This is a genomic window from Vagococcus entomophilus, from assembly GCF_003987595.1.
Taxonomy (GTDB): Bacteria; Bacillota; Bacilli; order Lactobacillales; family Vagococcaceae; genus Vagococcus_E; species Vagococcus_E entomophilus.
Genome location: NZ_NGJZ01000002.1, coordinates 242,507 through 262,217 on the forward strand (window position 1 = coordinate 242,507; position 19,711 = coordinate 262,217).

The following is a 19,711-nucleotide window of genomic DNA, read 5'->3' on the forward strand; positions in this document are numbered from 1 at the left end:
AGCATAAAAATTGAAATTCGGATGTTTTTAATGATATAGTTAAAGTAACATAAAAAATTAGGGGGAATTGCATGAAGATTTATCAAGAAAAAGTGGGAGCAGTCATAGCCCGTTTAAAAATAAACATTGAAAGCGGTTTGAATTTAGAAGAGGTTCAAAAAAAGCAGAAGCAAGAAGGAATGAATCGGTTTGATGAAGCTAAAAAAGAATCGATTTTTAAAAAGTTTATCCATCATTTAACGGACGTGACAACCATCATTTTGATGGTTGCAGCAATTATTTCTTTCTATATGGCCATCACTACTGATCATGGTGACTATGTAGAAGGAATGATGATTATTGCGATTGTCATTATTAATGCAGTATTAGCGTTGGTGCAAGAAAATAATGCAGAGAAATCGCTAGCGGCTTTACAAAGTATGAATCAACAAACCACTAAGGTATTGCGTGAAGGGCAAGAGCAAATGATTCCCTCAGAAGAGTTAGTGGTAGGAGATGTGATTTTGTTAGAAGCTGGCGGTGTGATACCTGCGGATGCAAGAGTATTAGAATCAATTCAGCTTCGTGTGGAAGAATCTGCACTAACTGGTGAAAGTGAAGCCGTAGAAAAGCATGCAGAGTTTACTACAGATGAAGAGTTATCCCTAGGCGACCAGCAGAATATGGTGTTTTCTGGCTGTTTAGTTGCAAATGGGCGTGGCAGAGCCATTGTGACGGCGATTGGGATGAAAACAGAGATGGGGAAAATCGCAAAGCTCCTAAACCAAGAAGGTTCTAAGAAGACACCTTTACAAAATCGTTTAGACTCCTTAGGGAAAAGAGTGAGTCTGTTGGCACTAATTGCGGCAGCCATTGTATTTATTATTGGAGTCTATCAAAATGAACCCTTACTCGAAATGTTTATGACTGCAGTATCTTTAGCGGTTGCAGCAGTTCCAGAAACCTTGATGGTCATTGTAACCCTGACGCTCTCATTTGGGGTTCAAAAAATGGTGAAAAAGCATGCGATTATCCGCAAGCTTCCGGCGGTTGAAACGCTAGGAACTGCAAATGTTATTTGTTCTGATAAAACGGGGACGTTGACTCAAAATAAAATGCAAGTACGTCGAGTATGGTTTCGTGGAGACACAGTGGTAGATGTCGAAGAGGCAATGACGGATGAGGCGATGGAAGTACTCAAAATGGCTGCCTTGTGTTCCAATGCCAAAGTGGAGCAAGTCGAAGAGGACTCACAACAAGTCGTAGGAAATCCAACAGAAGTCGCAATTGTATCAGCGGTAGAGAATAATTATCATACAAAAAAAGAAATAGAAGAAAAATATCCAAGAGTTGCTGAATTGCCGTTTGACTCTAGCAGAAAAGTGATGACGACAGTACACAAGATGGGGAAAAAATATATTTCGATTACAAAAGGCGCATTTGATGTGATGTTACCAAAATTCCGTTTTGGTGATTTGGAGCAAGCAACGGTGGTGAATGACCGTTTTGGAAAAAAAGCATTGAGGGTTATTGCAGTAGGATTTAGAATTTTTGAAGAGAAGCCAAGCGCTTTTACTTCGGAATATTTAGAAAATGAAATGAATTTGATGGGATTAATTGGCATGATTGATCCGCCTAGACCAGAGAGTAAAGGGGCAATTGCAAGAGCCAAAAGAGCAGGAATCAAAACAGTCATGATTACTGGGGATCATGTAGTTACTGCAAGTGCCATTGCGAAGGAGCTTGGAATTCTGACGCATGCAAAAGAAGCAATGTCAGGGGCGGAATTGCATCAAATTACTGATGAAGAACTAACAAAGCGTGTGAAAGAATATTCAGTATATGCGAGAGTAACACCAGAAGATAAGATAAGAATTGTAAAAGCTTGGCAAAAAACTGGCGCAGTTGTTGCGATGACAGGAGACGGTGTCAATGACGCACCAGCTTTAAAAGCAAGTGATGTAGGCTGTGCAATGGGAATTGCCGGAACTGATGTCGCAAAAAGTGCAGCAGATATTGTGTTGACGGATGACAATTTTGCTACTATTGTGGATGCTGTAGCAGAAGGAAGAACCGTATATAAAAATATTCGTAAAGCAGTTAATTTCTTGTTAAGCTGTAATATTTCTGAAATTTTTGTTGTATTAATTGCCATGTTACTTGGATGGGGGGCACCGGTTATCGCGTTACAGCTTCTTTTCGTCAACGTAGTAGCAGATGGATTACCAGGGTTTGCACTCAGTCGTGAAAAGGCAGAAGAAGGGGCGATGAAAGAAAAACCAATCGCCAAAAATCAAAGTATTTTTGGTGATGGGTTGTGGAAATGGATTTTATTTAATAGCATATTGTTTACGATTGTAACATTGACTGGCTACTACCTCGGTTCATTTGTGGATGGTGTCTCTACAACGGTTGGCGCAAGTCACGAGGTAGGGCAGACGATGGCATTCTTGATTCTTGGTTATTCTTCAATCGTTCATATTTTCAACTGCAGAAGTAGCCAATCAATCTTTAAAGTGAGTCTATCGTCCAATAAGCAACTAGTAGAAATGGCTGTTTTAGCCATCTTTATCATGACGATGGTCGCATTATTGCCACCACTTCAAACTATTTTTTCAGTTGTACCGCTTAGTATGAATCATTGGCGGATTATCATCAGTTTCTCTTTGCTGCCGGTTTTAGCGACAGAACTAGTCAAATTTCACTATTCGGATACGGAAACAGAAGATTAAATCAGGCAGAACACGCTTGCGTTAAACATTATTCGGAGTTATCATTGTACAGTATGAAAAGAATCTGAATGAAAGTAGGTAAAAATGAATGACGGAACCAGCCATTCGTTATCGATTGATAAAAAAAGAAAAACACACAGGCGCTCGTTTGGGCGAAATTATTACCCCACATGGTACCTTTCCAACCCCAATGTTTATGCCTGTAGGGACACTTGCAACAGTGAAAACTATGGCGCCAGAAGAACTAAAAGAGATGGGGGCAGGGATTATTCTCAGCAATACCTATCATCTGTGGTTGCGACCAGGGGAAGACTTGGTTTCTGAGGCAGGTGGACTGCATAAATTTATGAATTGGGACCAAGGAATTTTGACTGATTCTGGTGGTTTTCAAGTGTGGTCCTTAAGTGACATCCGTGACATCAAAGAAGAAGGTGTTCATTTTAGAAATCATTTAAATGGATCAAAAATGTTTTTGTCTCCTGAAAAGGCAATTGACATTCAAAACAAACTTGGTTCGGATATCATGATGAGTTTTGATGAGTGCGCGCCATTTTATGAGTCACACGACTATGTGAAAAAATCGATTGAACGAACTTCTAGATGGGCAGAAAGAGGCTTAAAAGCACATGCAAATCCTGATAGTCAAGGACTGTTTGGCATTATTCAAGGAGCAGGTTTTAAAGACCTGAGAGAGCAAAGTGCTAAGGATTTGGTCAGCATGGACTTCCCAGGTTACTCTATTGGTGGATTATCAGTAGGTGAAACGAAAGAAGAAATGAATGAAATGCTTGAATATACGACACCGTTCATTCCTGAAAACAAGCCGCGTTACTTGATGGGGGTTGGTACTCCAGATTCTTTGATTGACGGTGTGATCCGTGGTATTGATATGTTTGACTGTGTTTTACCAACTAGAATTGCTCGTAATGGAACTTGTATGACGAGTCAAGGGCGTTTGGTTGTTAAAAACGCACAATATGCGCGTGATTTTAGACCAATTGATGAAAAATGTGACTGTTATACTTGTCGCAATTACTCCAGAGCGTATATACGCCACTTAATTAAGTGTGATGAAACCTTTGGGATAAGATTAACTTCGTATCACAATTTATACTTCTTGTTAAATGTGATGAAGCAAGTTCGACAAGCGATTATGGATGACAATTTATTAGAATTTCGGGAAGCATTTTTTGAAGAATATGGATTTAATCAAAAGAATGCAAAGAAATTCTAAATAAATAAGAGTGAAAGTGGTAAGTGGGGACTTTTTTTGGTAAAGTAAAAAGAAAAAAGGTGGATGAAATATGCAATTTATTATTTTGATTGGTGCAATGGCAGTCATGCTTTTCTTTATGACACGCACACAGAAAAAACAACAGCAAAAACGACAAGAGCTTCTAAGCAATGCCAAAGTGGGCAGCAAAGTGGTCACTATCGGCGGATTACACGGGGTTATCTCTGAGATAAACGAAGAGAAAAAAACAGTGACTTTAGATTGTGAAGGGATTTATTTGGAGTTTAATCGCAGTGCAATCGCAACAGTAGAACCAAGTGTAGAAGTTCCAACAGTGGAGCAAGAAACGACCACTACGACAGAAGTAAATGAGACAGTAGAAGAAAAAGAATAACATGCTGCATTTCAAAATCAAGATGGAAGTGTGAAAGTTATGCCTGGAAAAGCAACGAAAACAGAAATCGTACTACTTGGATGGTGCATCAGAAGAAAATATCGTGAGTTTTTAAAAGCAGGCTACACCACAATCACAAAAGAAGCTTTGTGGGAGTATGTGACGTGTTTTTTATGGAAACGTGAAAAGCCAACTAGGTTTTTAGATAAGAAACAACAAATTTTACATATGACAGCAAATGATTTTTTTGATTATCAACAAATCAAAGCACAAGTTGAAGATAGTCGTCATTTTGATTGGAAAAATATTGAAGATTTATTTTAAAGAATAGGCTCCATTTTATAAAAGGGGACAGAACTCATTGAGTTTTGTCCCCTTTTTATGTGTAGAACCTTATAGGAATAGTCTTTATGGGAGAAAGTGAAAAAAATCACAAAAAACTATTTACAAATAAACTAGGGTATTGTAAAATGAGTATGTGAAAAAGTTAACAATATTATTGGAGGCGGTTTTATGAAAAAAACACTTGAAAAGACTAGTGTAGTGGAAAAGAAAATTAATCAATTAGCAATTCAAGCAAATGAATCATTAGATAAAATGAAAAACTTCACACAGGAACAAGTAGATCATATTGTTCACCAAATGGCAATGGCTGCGTTAGATCAACATATGCCGCTTGCTAAATTAGCAGTTGAAGAAACGGGTCGTGGGATTTATGAAGATAAGTGCATCAAAAATATGTATGCTTCAGAGTACATTTGGCACAGCATCAAACATGATAAAACTGTGGGGATTATCAGCGAAGATGATCAGACTGGCTTGATGGAAATTGCAGACCCTGTAGGTGTTGTATGCGGGATTGTACCAACGACTAATCCTACTTCAACAACGATATTTAAGGCGATGATTGCGTTGAAGACAAGAAACCCTATTGTATTTGCTTTTCATCCCAGCGCTCAAAAATGCTCCGTACAGGCAGCGAAAGTAGTGCTTGATGCCGCAATAAAAGCGGGGGCACCCAAGCATTGTATCCAATGGATAGAAGAGCCTGCAATTGAAGCAACAAATGCACTTATGAATCATCCAGGGATTGCGATTGTTCTTGCAACAGGCGGATCTGCAATGGTGAAGGCAGCATACTCAACTGGGAAACCAGCTCTTGGGGTAGGTCCGGGTAACACTCCGGCCTATATTGAAAAAACAGCTAAGATTAAACGTGCAGTCAATGATTTGATTATTTCTAAATCATTTGACAATGGAATGATTTGTGCTTCTGAGCAAGCAGTGATTGTGGATCAAGCGGTTTATGCTTCGGTAAAGAAAGAGTTTCAAGCACATCAAGTATATTTTGTAAAAGCTAATGAATTAAAACAATTAGAAAATGTGGTTATGAATGAAGCGAAAACAGCTGTGAATCCCACAATAGTCGGCCATCCTGCGCATGAAATTGCAGAAATGGCAGGAATTACAGTTCCAGAAGGGACTAAAATTTTAATTGCAGAAATCGAAGGTGCCGGTACCAATTATCCCCTATCACGTGAGAAACTTTCGCCAGTGCTAGCTATGATGAAAGCAAAAAATACCGAACATGCGCTAGAGATGTGTGAAGCAATGCTTGATTTGGGTGGACTAGGACATACTGCGGTAATTCACTCTGAAAACGAAGAATTACAAAGCTTGTTTGGTTTACGGATGAAAGCTTGCCGCATCCTTGTAAATACCCCAGCAGCCGAAGGAGGAATTGGCAATATTTATAATGAAATGATTCCTTCATTAACCCTTGGTTGTGGTTCATATGGAAAAAATTCAGTTTCGAAAAATGTTTCAGCTGTAAATTTGATCAATATTAAAACTGTAGCGAAACGGAGAAATAATATGCAATGGTTTAAATTACCGCCAAAAATTTATTTTGAAAAAAATTCTCTACAATACTTACAAAAAATGGAAAAGATCGAACGTGTTTTCTTAGTATGTGATCCAGGAATGGTTCAATTTGGCTATGCTGAAAAAGTTATGGCAGAATTGCGTAAGCGTAAAGATCCAGTTCAAATTGAAGTATTCTCCAATGTCGAGCCTAACCCATCAACAGATACAGTCTATGCGGGCACAGAAGCCATGATTAACTTTAAGCCAGACACCATCATTGCTTTAGGAGGTGGATCGGCAATGGATGCGGCCAAAGGAATGTGGTTATTTTATGAAAAACCAGATACAGAATTTTTCGGGGCAAAACAAAAATTCTTAGATATCCGGAAACGTACCTACAAAATTCCGTCATTAGACCAAACTAATTTTGTCTGCATTCCGACAACTTCTGGAACAGGTTCGGAAGTAACGCCTTTTGCGGTGATTACGGATAGCGAAACGCATGTTAAATATCCCTTAGCTGATTACGCATTGACACCAGATGTGGCAATTATTGATCCGCAATTTGTGTTATCTGTACCCAAATCAGTAACTGCAGATACAGGGATGGATGTGCTAACGCATGCCATTGAGTCCTACGTATCAGTGATGGCATCTGACTATACACGAGGATTGAGCTTACAGGCCATCAAATTGGTCTTTGAATACCTGGAAGATTCCGTCAACAATCCATCATTAGAAAATCGTGAAAAAATGCATAATGCTTCTACTTTAGCTGGAATGGCATTTGCAAATGCCTTTTTAGGAATTTGTCATTCTATTGCACACAAGATAGGGGGAGAATATGGCATTCCACATGGTCGTACCAATGCCATCCTATTGCCTCACATCATAAAATATAATGCAAAAGATCCTTCTAAACACGCCATGTTCCCTAAGTATGATTATTTCCGCGCAGATACTGACTATGCAGAAATTGCTCGATTCTTGGGACTAAAAGGAAAAAATACAGAAGAGCTAGTCGCTTCTTTAGCTGAGGCTGTTTCTGATTTAGGCAAAAGAGTGGGCATTCAAATGAATCTAAAAGACCAAGGAGTAACTCCTGAGGTATTAGAAAGCACAGTAGATCACATGGCAGAATTAGCCTATGAGGATCAATGTACAACAGCAAATCCAAAAGAGCCACTGATTAGTGAATTAAAACAAATCATTATAGCTGCCTATCAAGGAAACTAAAAAGCTAACCAAAGACTTGGGATATAAGCGAAAACTTATCCCAAGTCTTTTTTTAATTTTATTTTTTTAAAATCTTAAATTTTTTTGAATCTTTCTGTCAAATAAAAAGACGTATAGAAAAAGTCCATGTATAATGTTAGAATAAAAGGTGAGTCTTAAAAGGAAGAGAAATAAACTTGAGGTGGCATTTGTGAAGAAATCGAACTCTAATAAAAACATTATTATTGCATTAATTATTACCATTCTTATCGTTTTTTTAGTAAGTATGACTTTATTTCAAAGGAACAGTAGTAAAAAAGAAGGATTAATCCAGTCTTTTACAAATGACATCATTGGTATGGTAGATAAAGGGCTGTCCATCCCACTTAAATTTGTAGAAGGGAGTGTCTCTTCTATTAATAATCTATTTACAACTTACCAAGAAAATGATCGATTAAAAAAGAAAATTGATGAGATGGAAGCTTTACAAAGTGAAAATAAAAATTATAAGGCCGAGAATGAACAGTTAAAGCAACAGCTAGAACTGAATGCAACATTATCTAATTATGAAAAAGTATCGGCTAGTGTTATTAATCGTTCACCCGATAGTTGGCAAAATATTATTATTATTAATAAAGGGACAAATGATGGCGTCAAACCTAATATGCCTGTAATGGGAAGCAAAGGACTAATTGGACGGGTTCTTTCAGCAAATAAAATGACATCAAAAGTAGAATTACTGACATCGTCAAATCAAAATTCAAATCACTTTCCAGCAATGGTCGCGACTCAGAGCGGGCAAATGTCATACGGCTTGCTAGAAAGCTATGACTCTAAAGAAGAGGCGTTTGTTGTGACGCAATTAACTGGAAGTGAAAATGTCAAAGTAGGCGATACCGTGACAACTTCTGGCCTAGGCGGCAACTCTCCAAAAGGATTACTAATTGGAAAAGTGACAAAAGTGAAAGTGAATAGTTTTGGTTTAGATAAGCAAGTTTATGTCAAACCTTCAGCATCCATGTATGATTTTTCGGCGGTAACAGTAATTAAACGATTGGCAGGAAGTGATTAAAAAATGAAGAAAAGTGATGTTAGTCGTTATTGGATGGTACTAGGATTGTTTTTGTTAATGTTGGTGGATGCTCAAATTAGTAACTTTTTAAAACAACGGTTTTCTGATAATATTGCAATAAATAGTAGTTTATTATTACTAATTTTAATGTTTGGTACCTTTCGATATAGTAAACGCTACATGCTGATTGCTGCAACCTTTATCGGATTGCTTTTTGACAGTTATTTTTATGGTGTGATTGGGATTTACTTATTGTGTTTGCCGTTGTCTGTGTACTTGGTTTTCACCATATTCAACTATGTCAAACCAACAGTTGCCTCCTTATTCCTGTGTTTTATTATTATGATGACATTTGTACAAAGTGCAACAGTGTTCATCCAAACAATATTTCAAGTTGTAAAAGTAGATACCGGATCTTTTATTACAGAGAACTTAGGACCAACCCTTATATTTAACGGTGTTGTTTTTATAATACTCATTTACCCATTAAAGAAATTATTTTTAGAAAAATAATTTCTTTTTTTTTGCTTAAGAATCCTATAAGGACAGTCTTTTTAATGTTGGTTTAAGCTTGAAATGTTTTTGTAACATTCCCTTTATATGGCTGTCATGTTGCTATGCTACAATACATTTGTCTTAATAAAAGAGGAAAAGTTTGAGAAACTAATCGAGTATGTCGGAGGAAAATATATTGAAAAAGAGAATTCTATCAACTTTAATGACATGTACTGTGGCATTGTCGGCAATCGCGACACCATTAGTTGCATCAGCAGATGAATATGACCAGAAAATACAAGATCAAACGAATAAAATTAACAATCTAACTAACCAACAACAATCAGTAACAGCACAATTAGCTGAGGTTCGTACAAACATTTCATCAACAAAAGCAGAAGCTGCTAAACTACAAAAAGAACAAATAAATTTAAATCAACAAATTGCGAAATTAAAAGAAGAAGTAACTGAGCTGACTAGTCGCATTGAAAAGAGAAACGAAACAATTAAGAAACAAGCACGTTCAATGCAAGCAAACCAAGCGAACTCTGGATATTTAAACATTCTATTGAGTTCTGAGTCTGTTTCAGATGCGATTACGAAAGTAACGGCAGCATCTACACTTGTTAGTGCAAATAATGATTTGATGAAACAACAAGAAACGGATAAAAAAGCAGTTGAAACAAAACAGGCTTCAACTGAAACAAAATTGAAAGAATTAAGTGCTAATGCAGTTGAGTTAGATAATCAATTGTTACAATTACAAGACCAAGAATTACAACAAACATCTTTAGTTAACCAAATCGAAGCTTCTAAAGCGACAGAGCAAAGTAAAAAAGATGAATATGTACAAAAACAAAAAGAAGCAGAAGCTGCTCGTCAAGAACAAGCACGCTTAGCTGCTGAAGCACAACAAAAACGTGTGGCAGAAGAAGCAGCAGCAAAACAAGCTGCAGCTAGACAAGCACAACAAGCAGCAACATCAAGTTCAAGTGCAGTAAGTGTCGAAGCGTCTTCAGCAACAGCTTCAAGCTCAACAGCTACAGTAACACCTGCAAGTAGCAGTAGTTCATCAACTGCTAATACTGATTCGTCAAGTTCAAGCAGTAGCTCATCAAGTAATGATAGCAATAGTGGAAATGTAACGCCTACACCGGCACCTACACCCACTCCAACGCCTACACCAGCACCTACACCAACTGGTAATGGTGCAGCAGTTGTAGCTGCGGCAAAACAATATTTAGGTACACCATATGTCTGGGGAGGCAATAGCCCATCTGGAATGGACTGTTCAGGTTTGGTACAACTTGCTTATTCAGCTGTAGGAGTATCAATGCCACGTGTAACAACACAACAAGAATATGCTGGAACAATGATTTCTGTCAGTGCAGCACAACCTGGAGATCTGTTATTCTACGGTTCTAGAGGTTCAACCTATCATGTAGGAATTTACATGGGGAATGGTCAAATGATTCATGCACCAGAACCTGGTGATGTTGTTAAGATTACGAACATTGCATATTTTGCACCAAGCTTTGCTGTTCGTGTCCTATAAAAAGTAATCAAAAAAGAGATTCTGATGAATCTCTTTTTTTTTAGTTTTAGAGAATGGAGCATTGAAAAAAGAGTCTGAAACATAATTTTTGAGTTATGTTTCAGACTCTTTTTCTCATGATAGGTGGTGGGAGCAGAAGTGAATCTTTCGGCAATAAGCTGAAATTAACAAAAACGTGAAGCAAGACTCACGGGAATTTCTGCTGATTTTTCGGAGTTAATCACTTGTGTCCCAACTTCAATTTAAATCAGAATAGTCGTTGATTACTTCAAATAGCTTTCTGTTAGTGATAGAAATTCTTCAACATCTTTTTTCACAATATCAATACCAGATTGCCAGAAATCAGGTTTTGTTAAATCAACATCTAAATGTTTTTGAGCCAACTCTTCTGTTGTCATTGAGGCTGTATCACGTAAAAGCGCAATGTATTGATCTTCAAAATTGGTTCCAGTTTTTTGAGCAAAAGCATAGATTCCCATACTAAATAGGTATCCAAATGTATAAGGGAAGTTGTAGAAAGGAACGCTGTCTATATAAAAATGGAGCTTACTTGACCAAAAATGTGGATGATAGGTACCAAGCGAATCAAGATAAGATTCTTTTTGTGCCGCAACCATCAAGTCAGAAATTTCTTTATCGGATAAAACTTTTTGTTGACGTTCTTTGTAATAAGAGGTTTCAAATAAGAAACGTGCATGAATATTTAAAAACATTGCAATAGCATTTTGCATTTTTGTATCAATTAAATTGATTTTTTCCTCAGGTGTTTCAGCTTCTTTTAATGTAGCATCAGCCACGATTAATTCTGCAAAAGTACTAGCAGTTTCGGCTACGTTCATTGCGTAATCGCGACTTACTGTAGGTAAATCCCAGAGTACACTACTGTGGAATGCGTGTCCTAGTTCGTGTGCAAGCGTAGAGACCTCATTGATTGATTCGCCGTATGTCATGAAAATACGCGACTCTTCACTTTCTGGAAGGCTGGTACAATATCCTCCTGGACGTTTTCCTGGACGATCTTCTGCTTCAATCCAATTGTTTTCGAAAGCGTGTTGAGCAAAATTAGCCATTTTAGGACTAAATTGATGGAAATTTTTAATAATAAAAGCAGCGGCATCATCAAAAGAAAAACGTTTTTCTTTCAAATCTCCTAAAATAATTGGTGCATCTTGATCGTACCAGTCCATTTTTTCTTTACCAAATAACTGTGCTTTTCTTGTTAGAAAATCAATAAATGGTTGTTTGTTTTTTGAAATAGTATCCCACATTACATCTAATGTTTCTTGTTTCATACGATTGTAACGGAGTGGTTTTTCTAGAAAATCAGTGGTTCCATGTAATTCATAATCTTTTAAGCGGAAGCCAGCTAGATGATTTAATGTGTCGGCGAATGAAGGTGCTTTTTCCGACCAGGCTTTTTCCCATTTTTCAAAAAGTTGTGCACGTACATGTTTATCTGGATCGCCCATCATTTTATTGAATGCTTGACCAGCTGATAGTTTTTGAATGGCTCCGTTTTCTTCAAATTCAATCGAAATCGAGGCAACCAGTGTATCATAATGCTCACTCCATGCGCTAAAGCCATCCACAGAGAGTGCGTTGATAATCGCTTCTTCTTGGTCACTTAATAAGTGTTTGCCATCTTCTCGCATCTCTGAGAGGGCAAATAAGACACCTTGTTTTTGGACAAGTGCTAACTCTGAAAGCTGTTGCCATTTTTTTTCGTCGATAGCAGTTAATTTTTTAGCAAAAAGAGTATCGGCATTTTTAAATAATGTCAGGTAATTGTATAAATTTCCTTGTAGAGCAATGCACTTTTTATCATGTACATCAGCGGATTGAATCATATTAATAAAACTACCAACTTGCTCAAATCCATTAGAAATTGTATCACGCTCGTTAAAAATTTTTTCAAAGTGTGAAAATTTAGGGGCATCCTCTTCAGGTATCCAAGTACGTGTGCTTTCTACATATGTTTGGACTTCTTTGTTTAATTTTTCCATGCGAACTTTTAAATCATTAGAATCACTACCTCCTGCAAAAATAGAGTCAAGATCCCAAATTAGTGAATATGTCATACTGACACTCCTTTCTTCATGTTTCTATTATAATTGAAAATGGCAATTAATCAAAAGCAAATGAAAAGTATTGCGAAAAAAAGTTTTTTTATGTACGATGAAAGAGATTATTAGGGGGGATACTTGTGAAACAGTATTTAAAAAAGAATCCAGATGTTTATTTGTGGATTGCCGTTTCTATTATGGCTATTTTATTTTGGTCTTCTTCTAAAACGTATCAAGAACAGACTAGTGTACCATTTTTGGAGAAGACCTTGAGCGGGCAGCCTGCTATAGGCGCATTCTCAAACATCAGATTTCAATATGCGGACAGCGAAGTAAGTATTGCGCATTTGGGGTATTTCAAATTTGTAGAATTTTTCATCCGCAAAGCCGCTCATTTTTTTACTTATTTTCTTATGGGAGGCAGCTGGTTTTTAGGACTTCACCCAAAGATCAAAAATCTTGGTTGGAGCGCGTTAGTGAGCTGGCTGGCTGCAACTGGCTATGCAGGTCTTGATGAGTTCCACCAAATGCTAACTGGTGGAAGAAGCCCGCTGTTTCAAGATGTAATGTTAGATAGTATGGGCGCTCTAACAGCAGTTGCTTTCTGTGTACTATTGATTGCGTTGAGGCGTTTTAGAAAAGGAAAATAAAAAGGAAGAAGGACTTTTTATGTCAGGACATTCTAAATGGAGCAACATCCAAGGAAGAAAAAATGCGCAAGACACAAAACGAGGAAAAACTTTCCAAAAAATTTCAAAGGAAATTTTTGTGGCTGCGAAAAGTGGTGGGGATGATGCAACCTCAAATCCTGCGTTAAGACTTGCTTTAGATAAGGCTAAAAGAAATAATATGCCTAACGCTAACATTCAAAGAGCCATCAAAAAAGCAACCTCAAGTGAGGATACAGAGCATTATGAAGAAGTGACTTATGAAGGATACGGACCAAATGGTGTGGCAATTTTAGTTCATGCACTGACAGATAATCGCAATCGAACAGCTACGAATGTACGTGTGCTATTCAATAAAAATGGAGGAGCACTCGGCGAAACTGGGTCGGTCAGCTATCTGTTTGAACGAAAAGGCTATTTAGAAATCAACCGTCAAAGCTTAGATATGACAGAAGAGGCGTTCTTGCTGTTAGTCCTTGATTTAGGCGCAGAAGATTTGGAAATATCAGATGATATGTTTTGTGTCTATACAGATGGGGCTTCTTTTACCGCTGTAAGAGGGGGGCTGGAGGCTCAAGGCTTTCATCTAGAACACTCAGAGTTAACAATGGTTCCACAAACGACTGTCGCGCTGAATCAACGAGAGGCCCAAAAGGTTCAGAACTTAGTAGGAAAATTAGAAGAAGATGAAGATGTTTCCGAAGTTTTTACATCTTTAGCAGTGAAAGAAGAGGAATAAAGAATGAAGAGAGTTGTAACGGAATTAGAAAGATTTAGAGTATTGCCAGAAAAAGAAGCGGTTGTGAAAGAATGGATGGACTTTTTGAATGAATACTTACCAGATGTTTTGCTCACGCTAGAACAAGAAAAAATGTATGTGGAAGCAATCTTCCAAGAAGAAGAGCAAGGAGTGACCTATTTGTATTGGTTTAGTGTACAGGGGGAAAATCCAGTGGCAGTAGAGGAGTCTAACTTCGAGGTGGATAAAAAACATATGGCGTATTGGCAAGAGTGTATAGACCCCGCATATCGCAGTAAAAAGCTGACACCAAAAGTAGTGATGATACCAGAAAAGATTCACCAGGCTATTCAAGAAGATAAGTAAAAATCGGCAAAACAGATAACTAGACTAGTTCAGTATCTGTTGGCCGATTCGTTATATTAAGGATTTTTTTGATCAACTATCTTTTTAATGGACTTCGGAATTTTGCTCTCATTAATGGTCGCCTGTTTGAGCACGATTTCTTTACTAGAGCGAACCTCTAAGTATGCGTTTGGTGGATAAGCAGAGCCTGTAATCTCAAATTCTAATCTTTTCGTTTCACCTTTTTCATTCACTCCGATAAGCGAGTAACTGTAGCCAGTGTTCACTTTTTTTCCTTGATCATCAAGTAAATCTTGGATTTTAGCTGGTGTCGCCGAAGTTTTTGCATAGTAAGTTATCCCAACATATCTATTTTGATAATAGACAAATCCTTTATATGAGATGAACACAAGTAATATAATTACAAGAATACCAAAAAATTTTTTCATGTGAGTTCCTCCTAACTAAATACAATTATAATAAAATGAATAAAATATGAACATTGAAAATCCTTACAAATTAGAAAAGGAAACGAACATTTTTGTCACAAGTAAGAATAAAGGATACAATAGAAAAATAAGGAGGATGTGTATGATTGGAGTATGGTTTCGACACGATTTAAGATTGACGGATAATACGGCGTTATTAGAGGCAATGAATCAAAACGAGCAGATAATTGGAATTTTCCATGTAAACCCTAAGCAATTTAAGATTGGAACGAAAAATCATGAATCATTCTTCAAAGCCTGTCGTCATTTTTTTGAGGTTTCCAAAGAAGTAGGATTTCCAATCCACTTATTGTACGGAGAAATTGAGGCAGAATTTAAACAGCTGATAGAGTTGTTTCCAGAACTAACCAGTATTTATTTTAACCAGAGTGAACGAGGCTTTGGAAAGCGTCGTGATGAAGCAATGTGTCAGTTATTCGCAGCACAAGGAATCAAAGCTTATCATTATCAAGATAGTCATTTGCACGGAGCCAACGAAATTAAAAAGGCAGATGGTTGTGCATTTAAGATGTTTACTCCTTACTATAATGTCTGGATTAAGCAAAAAAAACCTCTTTTTCGGCAGATAGATAGTCAAAAGCTAGCGGAAAAATCAGTAGATGAAACGAGTAAAGTATTTTTTGAGGAAAGAAACAATCAGTTTAATGATTTAATTGCAGATTTTTCTGATGTTTCTGAGGAGGAATACGGAGCCAAGCCAGTAAGACAAAGATGTCAATACTTTATAGACCACCATTTGGCAGAATACGCTACAAAAAGAGATTTTCCAGCAGTTGATGGTACGAGCAAGCTGTCACGCTTTTTAAGAACAGGAGAGCTATCCATTCGGGAACTGTATTATCGTGTTGTCCAAGATGGACAGGATTCACAAGGAAAAGAGACCTTTATCAAAGAGTTATGTTGGCGAGATTTTTATAATATGATTTATGCTGAAAACCCTGATCAGCAAACAGTAGAGATTCAAGAAAAGTATCGAGGTATGCAGTGGAATCAAAATAAGCAATTGTTTGAGGCTTGGAAAAAGGGCGAGACAGGTTTTCCTATTGTGGATGCAGCGATGCGCCAACTGAACCAAACAGGATGGATGCACAACCGGTTGCGGATGATTGTTGCTTCTTTTTTAACAAAAGATTTATTACTAGATTGGCGATTAGGAGAGCGTTATTTTTCAGAGCAATTAGTAGATTATGACCCAGCATCCAATATTGGTGGTTGGCAATGGGCCGCTTCAACAGGGACAGATGCGGTACCGTATTTTCGTATTTTTAATCCCACTACTCAAGGGAAAAAGTTTGATACGCAGGGAGCATTTGTTCGAGAATATGTGCCAGAACTAAGGAAAGTTGAAAGTAAGTTTATTCATGAGCCTGCTAAAATGACAAGACAGTTACAAGAAAATAGCGGTTGTATCATTGGCAAAGATTATCCTGCCCCTATAGTAGATCATAAGGAGATGCGCCAGTTGGCGTTAGATCTGTTTGGGAAACAATAAAAGAGTGTTCTTAAATTTGCTTATCAAATTTAAGAACACTCTTTTCAGCTAATCGAACCATTTTGATAACGTTCAATTTTGTCATCTAAGTACTCTAAGGTATCATCAATATCTTTTCTTTTTTGACGAATGATTTTGCGATGATTTTTTAAGATCTGGAGTCGTTTTTGATGAGTGGAAGAACCTATTTGGTGGAGTGTGACATATTCTTTTAAATCATTTAATGAAATGGAAGTTTGCTGAATCTTAGTTAAAAACAGAATCCATTCAAGATTTTCTTCGGTATAAATCCGGTAGCCGCTTTGATTGCGCGAGACGCCACTCAATAACCCTTCTTTTTCATAAAAACGCAAACGAGAGGGACTAAATCCTGTCTTTTCACTAAATTCTTTAATTGTATAAGTTGTTTTTTGCATGTATGATTGCCCCTTGCCTTCAAGTCTAGTTTAAGGTTTATACTGGTCACATCTTAGCATAGGAGTGATGAAAATGGAACAAAAAAAAGGAGCAGAGATAACTTCTCGGCTAGTTTTACTAATGAGTATTGCCAATGGGGTTGTTGTTGCCAATCTATATTATGCACAACCCTTATTGATTTTGATCAGTCGCTATTTTGGCATTTCAACCACAAATGCCAGCGTGATAGCCACCTTTACGCAACTGGGATATGCAACGGGGATTATTACCCTGTTACCTCTAGCGGATGTTATGGATAAAAAGAAATTGATTGTTAGACTATTTATTCCTTGCTTGCTGGCGATTGCAGGAGTATATTTTTCAACCAGCTTTGTCCTCACTTGTATTTGTTCATTTCTTTTAGGGATGACTTCGATGACACCGCAATTATTGCTGACACTAGCAATTCAAAATTCTGATCCAGAAAAACGTGGGAAAAATATCGGCTCTTTGCTTAGTGGACTTTTGATGGGGATCTTGCTTTCAAGAGTAGCCAGCGGGATACTAGGAAACTACTTTGGTTGGAAAGCCATCTATGCAGTAGCATTTGTCTTGCTATTTAGTTTGATGATTGGCTTAATGAAATATTTGCCCCATAGTTTTGCTACTGCAGATGTTTCGTATAAAGCTGCTATGTCTTCGTTGCCAAGAATCTTTCTAAAAGAAAAATTAGTTCAAAAAATATCCTTGATTGGATGTATGAGTTTTTTTGCAATGAGCACCTTTTGGACCTGTTTAACTTTTTACTTAGCGGATGTTTACCATTTTAGTTCAGGGGTAACGGGTTTATTTGGTCTTATTGGCCTAAGCGGGGCATTTGCTTCTAAAATAACAGGGAACAGCATTGATAGACATGGACCTTACTCACCGATGAAAGTTGCTTTGGGTCTTGTTGTGGGGGCTTATCTTTTATTTTTGGGTGGAGCACAAGAACTAGTCTTCTTGATTCTGGGGATTATTGTTCTTGATTTAGGGGTACAAAGTTGTAATGTTAGTTGTCAATCTGTGATTCAACAGTTTCCTAATGCTATTAAAGGACGGGTAACAGCCATTTACATGTTCTGTTTCTTTCTGGGTGGCTCTCTAGGCAGTTTTTTAGGAACGAGTGTCTACCAAAATTATGGTTGGGGTATGGTGTGTATTATGGGATTGGTTAGTCAAATAATCGCAGTCCTCACTTTTGTTACAATTCACAAACAAAAGAAAGAAAAAAGGTAAGCAAAATTCTTTACTTACTAATTGTAAGTGCTATAATGAGTATATAATTTAAATTTACGAAATACTAAAACTGCAATTAGAAAAGGTGGAATTCATATGTCAAACTTTATTCAACAATTAAAAAATCGTCGTTCAATTTATGCTATCGGGAAAGATGTTTCATTATCTGAGGAAGAAATTACTGCGTTAATTAAAGAAGTTGTAAGAGAGAGTCCTACGGCATTCAACTCTCAAACACAACGTGTAGTAATTTTATTTGGTGAAGCGAATCAAAAACTTTGGTCATTAACAGAAGAGGCGTTAAAACCACTAACACCAGAAGAAGCATTCAAGAATACACAAGCGAAATTAAAAGGATTTGCTGGCGGTAAAGGGACCGTTTTATTCTTTGAAGAGCATAGTGTAGTAAAAAAATTACAAGAACAATTTCCCTTATATGCAGACAATTTTCCTTCATGGTCAGAACAATCAACAGGAATTTCAGCAGTAAACGTCTGGACGGCACTAGCACAAGAAAAAATCGGGGCAAGTTTGCAACATTATAATCCGGTGATTGATGAAGCAGTGGCTAAAGAATGGGCTATTCCTGAATCATGGGTATTACGTTCTCAATTAGTCTTTGGCTCGATTGAAACCAGCCCAGGAGAAAAAGAATACATGAGAGATGAAGATCGTTTCCGTGTGATTAAATAACGAAAAGTGAAGTGATAAATTGATGCAAAAAGAAGGGACAGCGATTCAACAAGTTAAACTTAAAGTGAAAAATTTAGACAATATGATTTTGTTCTATACACAAAAGATAGGACTTGTTTTGATCAACAAAGTTGAAAAGACAGCTTATTTAGGCGCACAGCAATCCACAGAACCACTATTAGTACTGGAAGAAGTTGAGGCGGCCTATAGCAAACAAGGGACTACGGGTTTGTTTCATATTGCTTTTTTACTTCCAACAAGAAAAGACTTGGGTAACACATTGCTATGGTTACTAAAAAATGAAGTACCTCTTGAAGGAGCGTCTGATCACGGATATAGTGAAGCCATCTATCTCGTTGACCCTGAGCAAAATGGAATTGAAATCTACCGAGATAAACCGATTTCTGAGTGGGATATTCGTGATAATGGTGAAATTATTGGGATCACTGAAGAGATGGATGCTGACGGAGTGATTGAAGCAGCTGACGGTCAGTGGCTAGGGTTAGCTCCTAAATCTAAAATTGGTCATATTCATTTAAAAGTGAGCGATTTGGAGCAAACAGAAGAGTTTTACAAAGAGCTTCTAGGGTTTGACTTAAAATCCAATTTTGGAAGACAAGCCAAATTTTTTGCGACAGGGATGTACCATCATCAAATTGGAACCAATATATGGAGCGGAAAAGACCTCCCAGCTACTGCGCAAAACCAAACGGGTTTAGATTATTTTGTGATCGAATATTTAGAAAAAGCCCAGTTTGATCAGACTTTAAAAAATTTAACTGTTAGAAATAAAAGCTTTGAAAAAGAGGGTGAACAAGTTAAGTTGACAGATCCGAATGGGATTAAACTAAAACTGATCTATAAGTAATGGATAGTGATAAATTTAAAAAAATATGATGTGAAAATTAAATAAAGAAAAAAATAGACTAAGAAGAGACTGAATCGGTCAACGCTTAGTCTATTTTTTGATTTCTTGATTTTTTTTG

18 protein-coding genes are annotated in these 19,711 nt (G+C 37.2%); 15 read left to right on the forward strand and 3 right to left on the reverse strand.

What is annotated here, in order from left to right:
- The first annotated feature begins 71 nt into the window (after window positions 1-71).
- The 8 genes from CBF30_RS07170 to CBF30_RS07205 all read left to right on the forward strand — a co-directional run bounded on the left by CBF30_RS07170 (window position 72) and on the right by CBF30_RS07205 (window position 10,542).
- Window positions 72-2,711, forward strand: a complete 2,640-nt coding sequence (locus CBF30_RS07170) for a calcium-translocating P-type ATPase, PMCA-type (RefSeq protein ID WP_126824389.1) — start codon at window positions 72-74, stop codon at window positions 2,709-2,711.
- 88 nt (window positions 2,712-2,799) lie between these two features.
- Window positions 2,800-3,945 (forward strand): tRNA guanosine(34) transglycosylase Tgt, encoded by a 1,146-nt coding sequence (gene tgt, locus CBF30_RS07175; RefSeq protein ID WP_126824392.1) that lies wholly within the window; start codon window positions 2,800-2,802, stop codon window positions 3,943-3,945.
- A gap of 70 nt (window positions 3,946-4,015) precedes the next feature.
- A complete protein-coding gene (gene yajC, locus CBF30_RS07180) occupies window positions 4,016-4,339 on the forward strand; it encodes a preprotein translocase subunit YajC (protein WP_126824395.1) in 324 nt (107 codons plus the stop codon).
- A gap of 39 nt (window positions 4,340-4,378) precedes the next feature.
- Window positions 4,379-4,663, forward strand: coding sequence for a post-transcriptional regulator (locus tag CBF30_RS07185; RefSeq protein WP_126824399.1), 285 nt, complete (start codon window positions 4,379-4,381; stop codon window positions 4,661-4,663).
- Window positions 4,664-4,852: 189 nt separating this feature from the next.
- Complete coding sequence (gene adhE / locus CBF30_RS07190) at window positions 4,853-7,441, forward strand: bifunctional acetaldehyde-CoA/alcohol dehydrogenase (RefSeq protein ID WP_126824402.1); 2,589 nt, start codon at window positions 4,853-4,855, stop codon at window positions 7,439-7,441.
- 190 nt (window positions 7,442-7,631) lie between these two features.
- Window positions 7,632-8,492: a rod shape-determining protein MreC gene (mreC, locus tag CBF30_RS07195; RefSeq protein WP_126824405.1), complete on the forward strand. Its 861-nt coding sequence runs from the start codon at window positions 7,632-7,634 to the stop codon at window positions 8,490-8,492.
- Window positions 8,493-8,495: 3 nt separating this feature from the next.
- A complete protein-coding gene (mreD, locus tag CBF30_RS07200) occupies window positions 8,496-9,005 on the forward strand; it encodes a rod shape-determining protein MreD (protein ID WP_126824409.1) in 510 nt (169 codons plus the stop codon).
- A gap of 178 nt (window positions 9,006-9,183) precedes the next feature.
- Window positions 9,184-10,542 carry a C40 family peptidase gene (locus tag CBF30_RS07205; RefSeq protein ID WP_126824412.1) on the forward strand — a complete coding sequence of 453 codons (1,359 nt, stop codon included), beginning with the start codon at window positions 9,184-9,186 and terminating at the stop codon, window positions 10,540-10,542.
- Between the two features lie 263 nt (window positions 10,543-10,805).
- On the opposite strand, the gene CBF30_RS07210 is transcribed toward CBF30_RS07205, so the two are convergent.
- Window positions 10,806-12,620, reverse strand: coding sequence for a M3 family oligoendopeptidase (locus tag CBF30_RS07210; protein WP_126824415.1), 1,815 nt, complete (start codon window positions 12,618-12,620; stop codon window positions 10,806-10,808).
- A 125-nt stretch (window positions 12,621-12,745) separates the two neighbouring features.
- Between CBF30_RS07210 and CBF30_RS07215 the strand changes: the two genes are divergently transcribed.
- Genes CBF30_RS07215 through CBF30_RS07225 form a run of 3 tightly spaced genes read left to right on the forward strand, consistent with a single transcriptional unit; the run spans window position 12,746 to window position 14,378 of the window.
- Window positions 12,746-13,255 (forward strand): VanZ family protein, encoded by a 510-nt coding sequence (locus CBF30_RS07215; RefSeq protein WP_126824418.1) that lies wholly within the window; start codon window positions 12,746-12,748, stop codon window positions 13,253-13,255.
- A gap of 19 nt (window positions 13,256-13,274) precedes the next feature.
- Window positions 13,275-14,012, forward strand: a complete 738-nt coding sequence (locus CBF30_RS07220) for a YebC/PmpR family DNA-binding transcriptional regulator (protein ID WP_126824421.1) — start codon at window positions 13,275-13,277, stop codon at window positions 14,010-14,012.
- Window positions 14,013-14,015: 3 nt separating this feature from the next.
- Window positions 14,016-14,378, forward strand: a complete 363-nt coding sequence (locus tag CBF30_RS07225; RefSeq protein ID WP_126824424.1) for a DUF6176 family protein — start codon at window positions 14,016-14,018, stop codon at window positions 14,376-14,378.
- 56 nt (window positions 14,379-14,434) lie between these two features.
- Here the strand turns inward: CBF30_RS07225 and CBF30_RS07230 are convergent, their stop codons facing one another.
- Complete coding sequence (locus CBF30_RS07230; protein ID WP_126824427.1) at window positions 14,435-14,806, reverse strand: YxeA family protein; 372 nt, start codon at window positions 14,804-14,806, stop codon at window positions 14,435-14,437.
- Window positions 14,807-14,942: 136 nt separating this feature from the next.
- Between CBF30_RS07230 and CBF30_RS07235 the strand changes: the two genes are divergently transcribed.
- The gene (locus CBF30_RS07235) at window positions 14,943-16,358 is read left to right on the forward strand and encodes a cryptochrome/photolyase family protein (RefSeq protein ID WP_126824430.1); all 1,416 of its coding nucleotides are present in this window, start codon (window positions 14,943-14,945) and stop codon (window positions 16,356-16,358) included.
- Between the two features lie 44 nt (window positions 16,359-16,402).
- Here CBF30_RS07235 and CBF30_RS07240 read toward each other — a convergent pair whose 3' ends face one another.
- A complete protein-coding gene (locus CBF30_RS07240; RefSeq protein ID WP_126824433.1) occupies window positions 16,403-16,774 on the reverse strand; it encodes a MerR family transcriptional regulator in 372 nt (123 codons plus the stop codon).
- A gap of 73 nt (window positions 16,775-16,847) precedes the next feature.
- On the opposite strand from CBF30_RS07240, the gene CBF30_RS07245 reads away from it, so the two are divergent.
- The 3 genes from CBF30_RS07245 (at window position 16,848) to CBF30_RS07255 (ending at window position 19,593) form a co-directional block, all read left to right on the forward strand.
- A complete protein-coding gene (locus CBF30_RS07245) occupies window positions 16,848-18,032 on the forward strand; it encodes an MFS transporter (protein ID WP_170168972.1) in 1,185 nt (394 codons plus the stop codon).
- Window positions 18,033-18,128: 96 nt separating this feature from the next.
- Window positions 18,129-18,725: a nitroreductase family protein gene (locus CBF30_RS07250; protein ID WP_126824439.1), complete on the forward strand. Its 597-nt coding sequence runs from the start codon at window positions 18,129-18,131 to the stop codon at window positions 18,723-18,725.
- A gap of 22 nt (window positions 18,726-18,747) precedes the next feature.
- Window positions 18,748-19,593 (forward strand): VOC family protein, encoded by an 846-nt coding sequence (locus tag CBF30_RS07255; RefSeq protein WP_126824443.1) that lies wholly within the window; start codon window positions 18,748-18,750, stop codon window positions 19,591-19,593.
- Window positions 19,594-19,711: the final 118 nt, after the last annotated feature.

Bases quoted from the DNA above. Each gene is read 5' to 3' on its own strand.
- yajC (WP_126824395.1), top strand. From the start codon at position 4,016: ATGCAATTTATTATTTTGATTGGTGCAATGGCAGTCATGCTTTTCTTT.
- mreD (WP_126824409.1), top strand. From the start codon at position 8,496: ATGAAGAAAAGTGATGTTAGTCGTTATTGGATGGTACTAGGATTGTTT.
- CBF30_RS07225 (WP_126824424.1), top strand. From the start codon at position 14,016: ATGAAGAGAGTTGTAACGGAATTAGAAAGATTTAGAGTATTGCCAGAA.
- CBF30_RS07170 (WP_126824389.1), top strand. From the start codon at position 72: ATGAAGATTTATCAAGAAAAAGTGGGAGCAGTCATAGCCCGTTTAAAA.
- CBF30_RS07220 (WP_126824421.1), top strand. From the start codon at position 13,275: ATGTCAGGACATTCTAAATGGAGCAACATCCAAGGAAGAAAAAATGCG.
- tgt (WP_126824392.1), top strand. From the start codon at position 2,800: ATGACGGAACCAGCCATTCGTTATCGATTGATAAAAAAAGAAAAACAC.
- CBF30_RS07230 (WP_126824427.1), bottom strand. From the start codon at position 14,806: ATGAAAAAATTTTTTGGTATTCTTGTAATTATATTACTTGTGTTCATC.
- CBF30_RS07235 (WP_126824430.1), top strand. From the start codon at position 14,943: ATGTGTATGATTGGAGTATGGTTTCGACACGATTTAAGATTGACGGAT.
- CBF30_RS07185 (WP_126824399.1), top strand. From the start codon at position 4,379: ATGCCTGGAAAAGCAACGAAAACAGAAATCGTACTACTTGGATGGTGC.
- CBF30_RS07210 (WP_126824415.1), bottom strand. From the start codon at position 12,620: ATGACATATTCACTAATTTGGGATCTTGACTCTATTTTTGCAGGAGGT.
- adhE (WP_126824402.1), top strand. From the start codon at position 4,853: ATGAAAAAAACACTTGAAAAGACTAGTGTAGTGGAAAAGAAAATTAAT.
- CBF30_RS07240 (WP_126824433.1), bottom strand. From the start codon at position 16,774: ATGCAAAAAACAACTTATACAATTAAAGAATTTAGTGAAAAGACAGGA.
- CBF30_RS07250 (WP_126824439.1), top strand. From the start codon at position 18,129: ATGTCAAACTTTATTCAACAATTAAAAAATCGTCGTTCAATTTATGCT.
- CBF30_RS07255 (WP_126824443.1), top strand. From the start codon at position 18,748: ATGCAAAAAGAAGGGACAGCGATTCAACAAGTTAAACTTAAAGTGAAA.
- CBF30_RS07245 (WP_170168972.1), top strand. From the start codon at position 16,848: ATGGAACAAAAAAAAGGAGCAGAGATAACTTCTCGGCTAGTTTTACTA.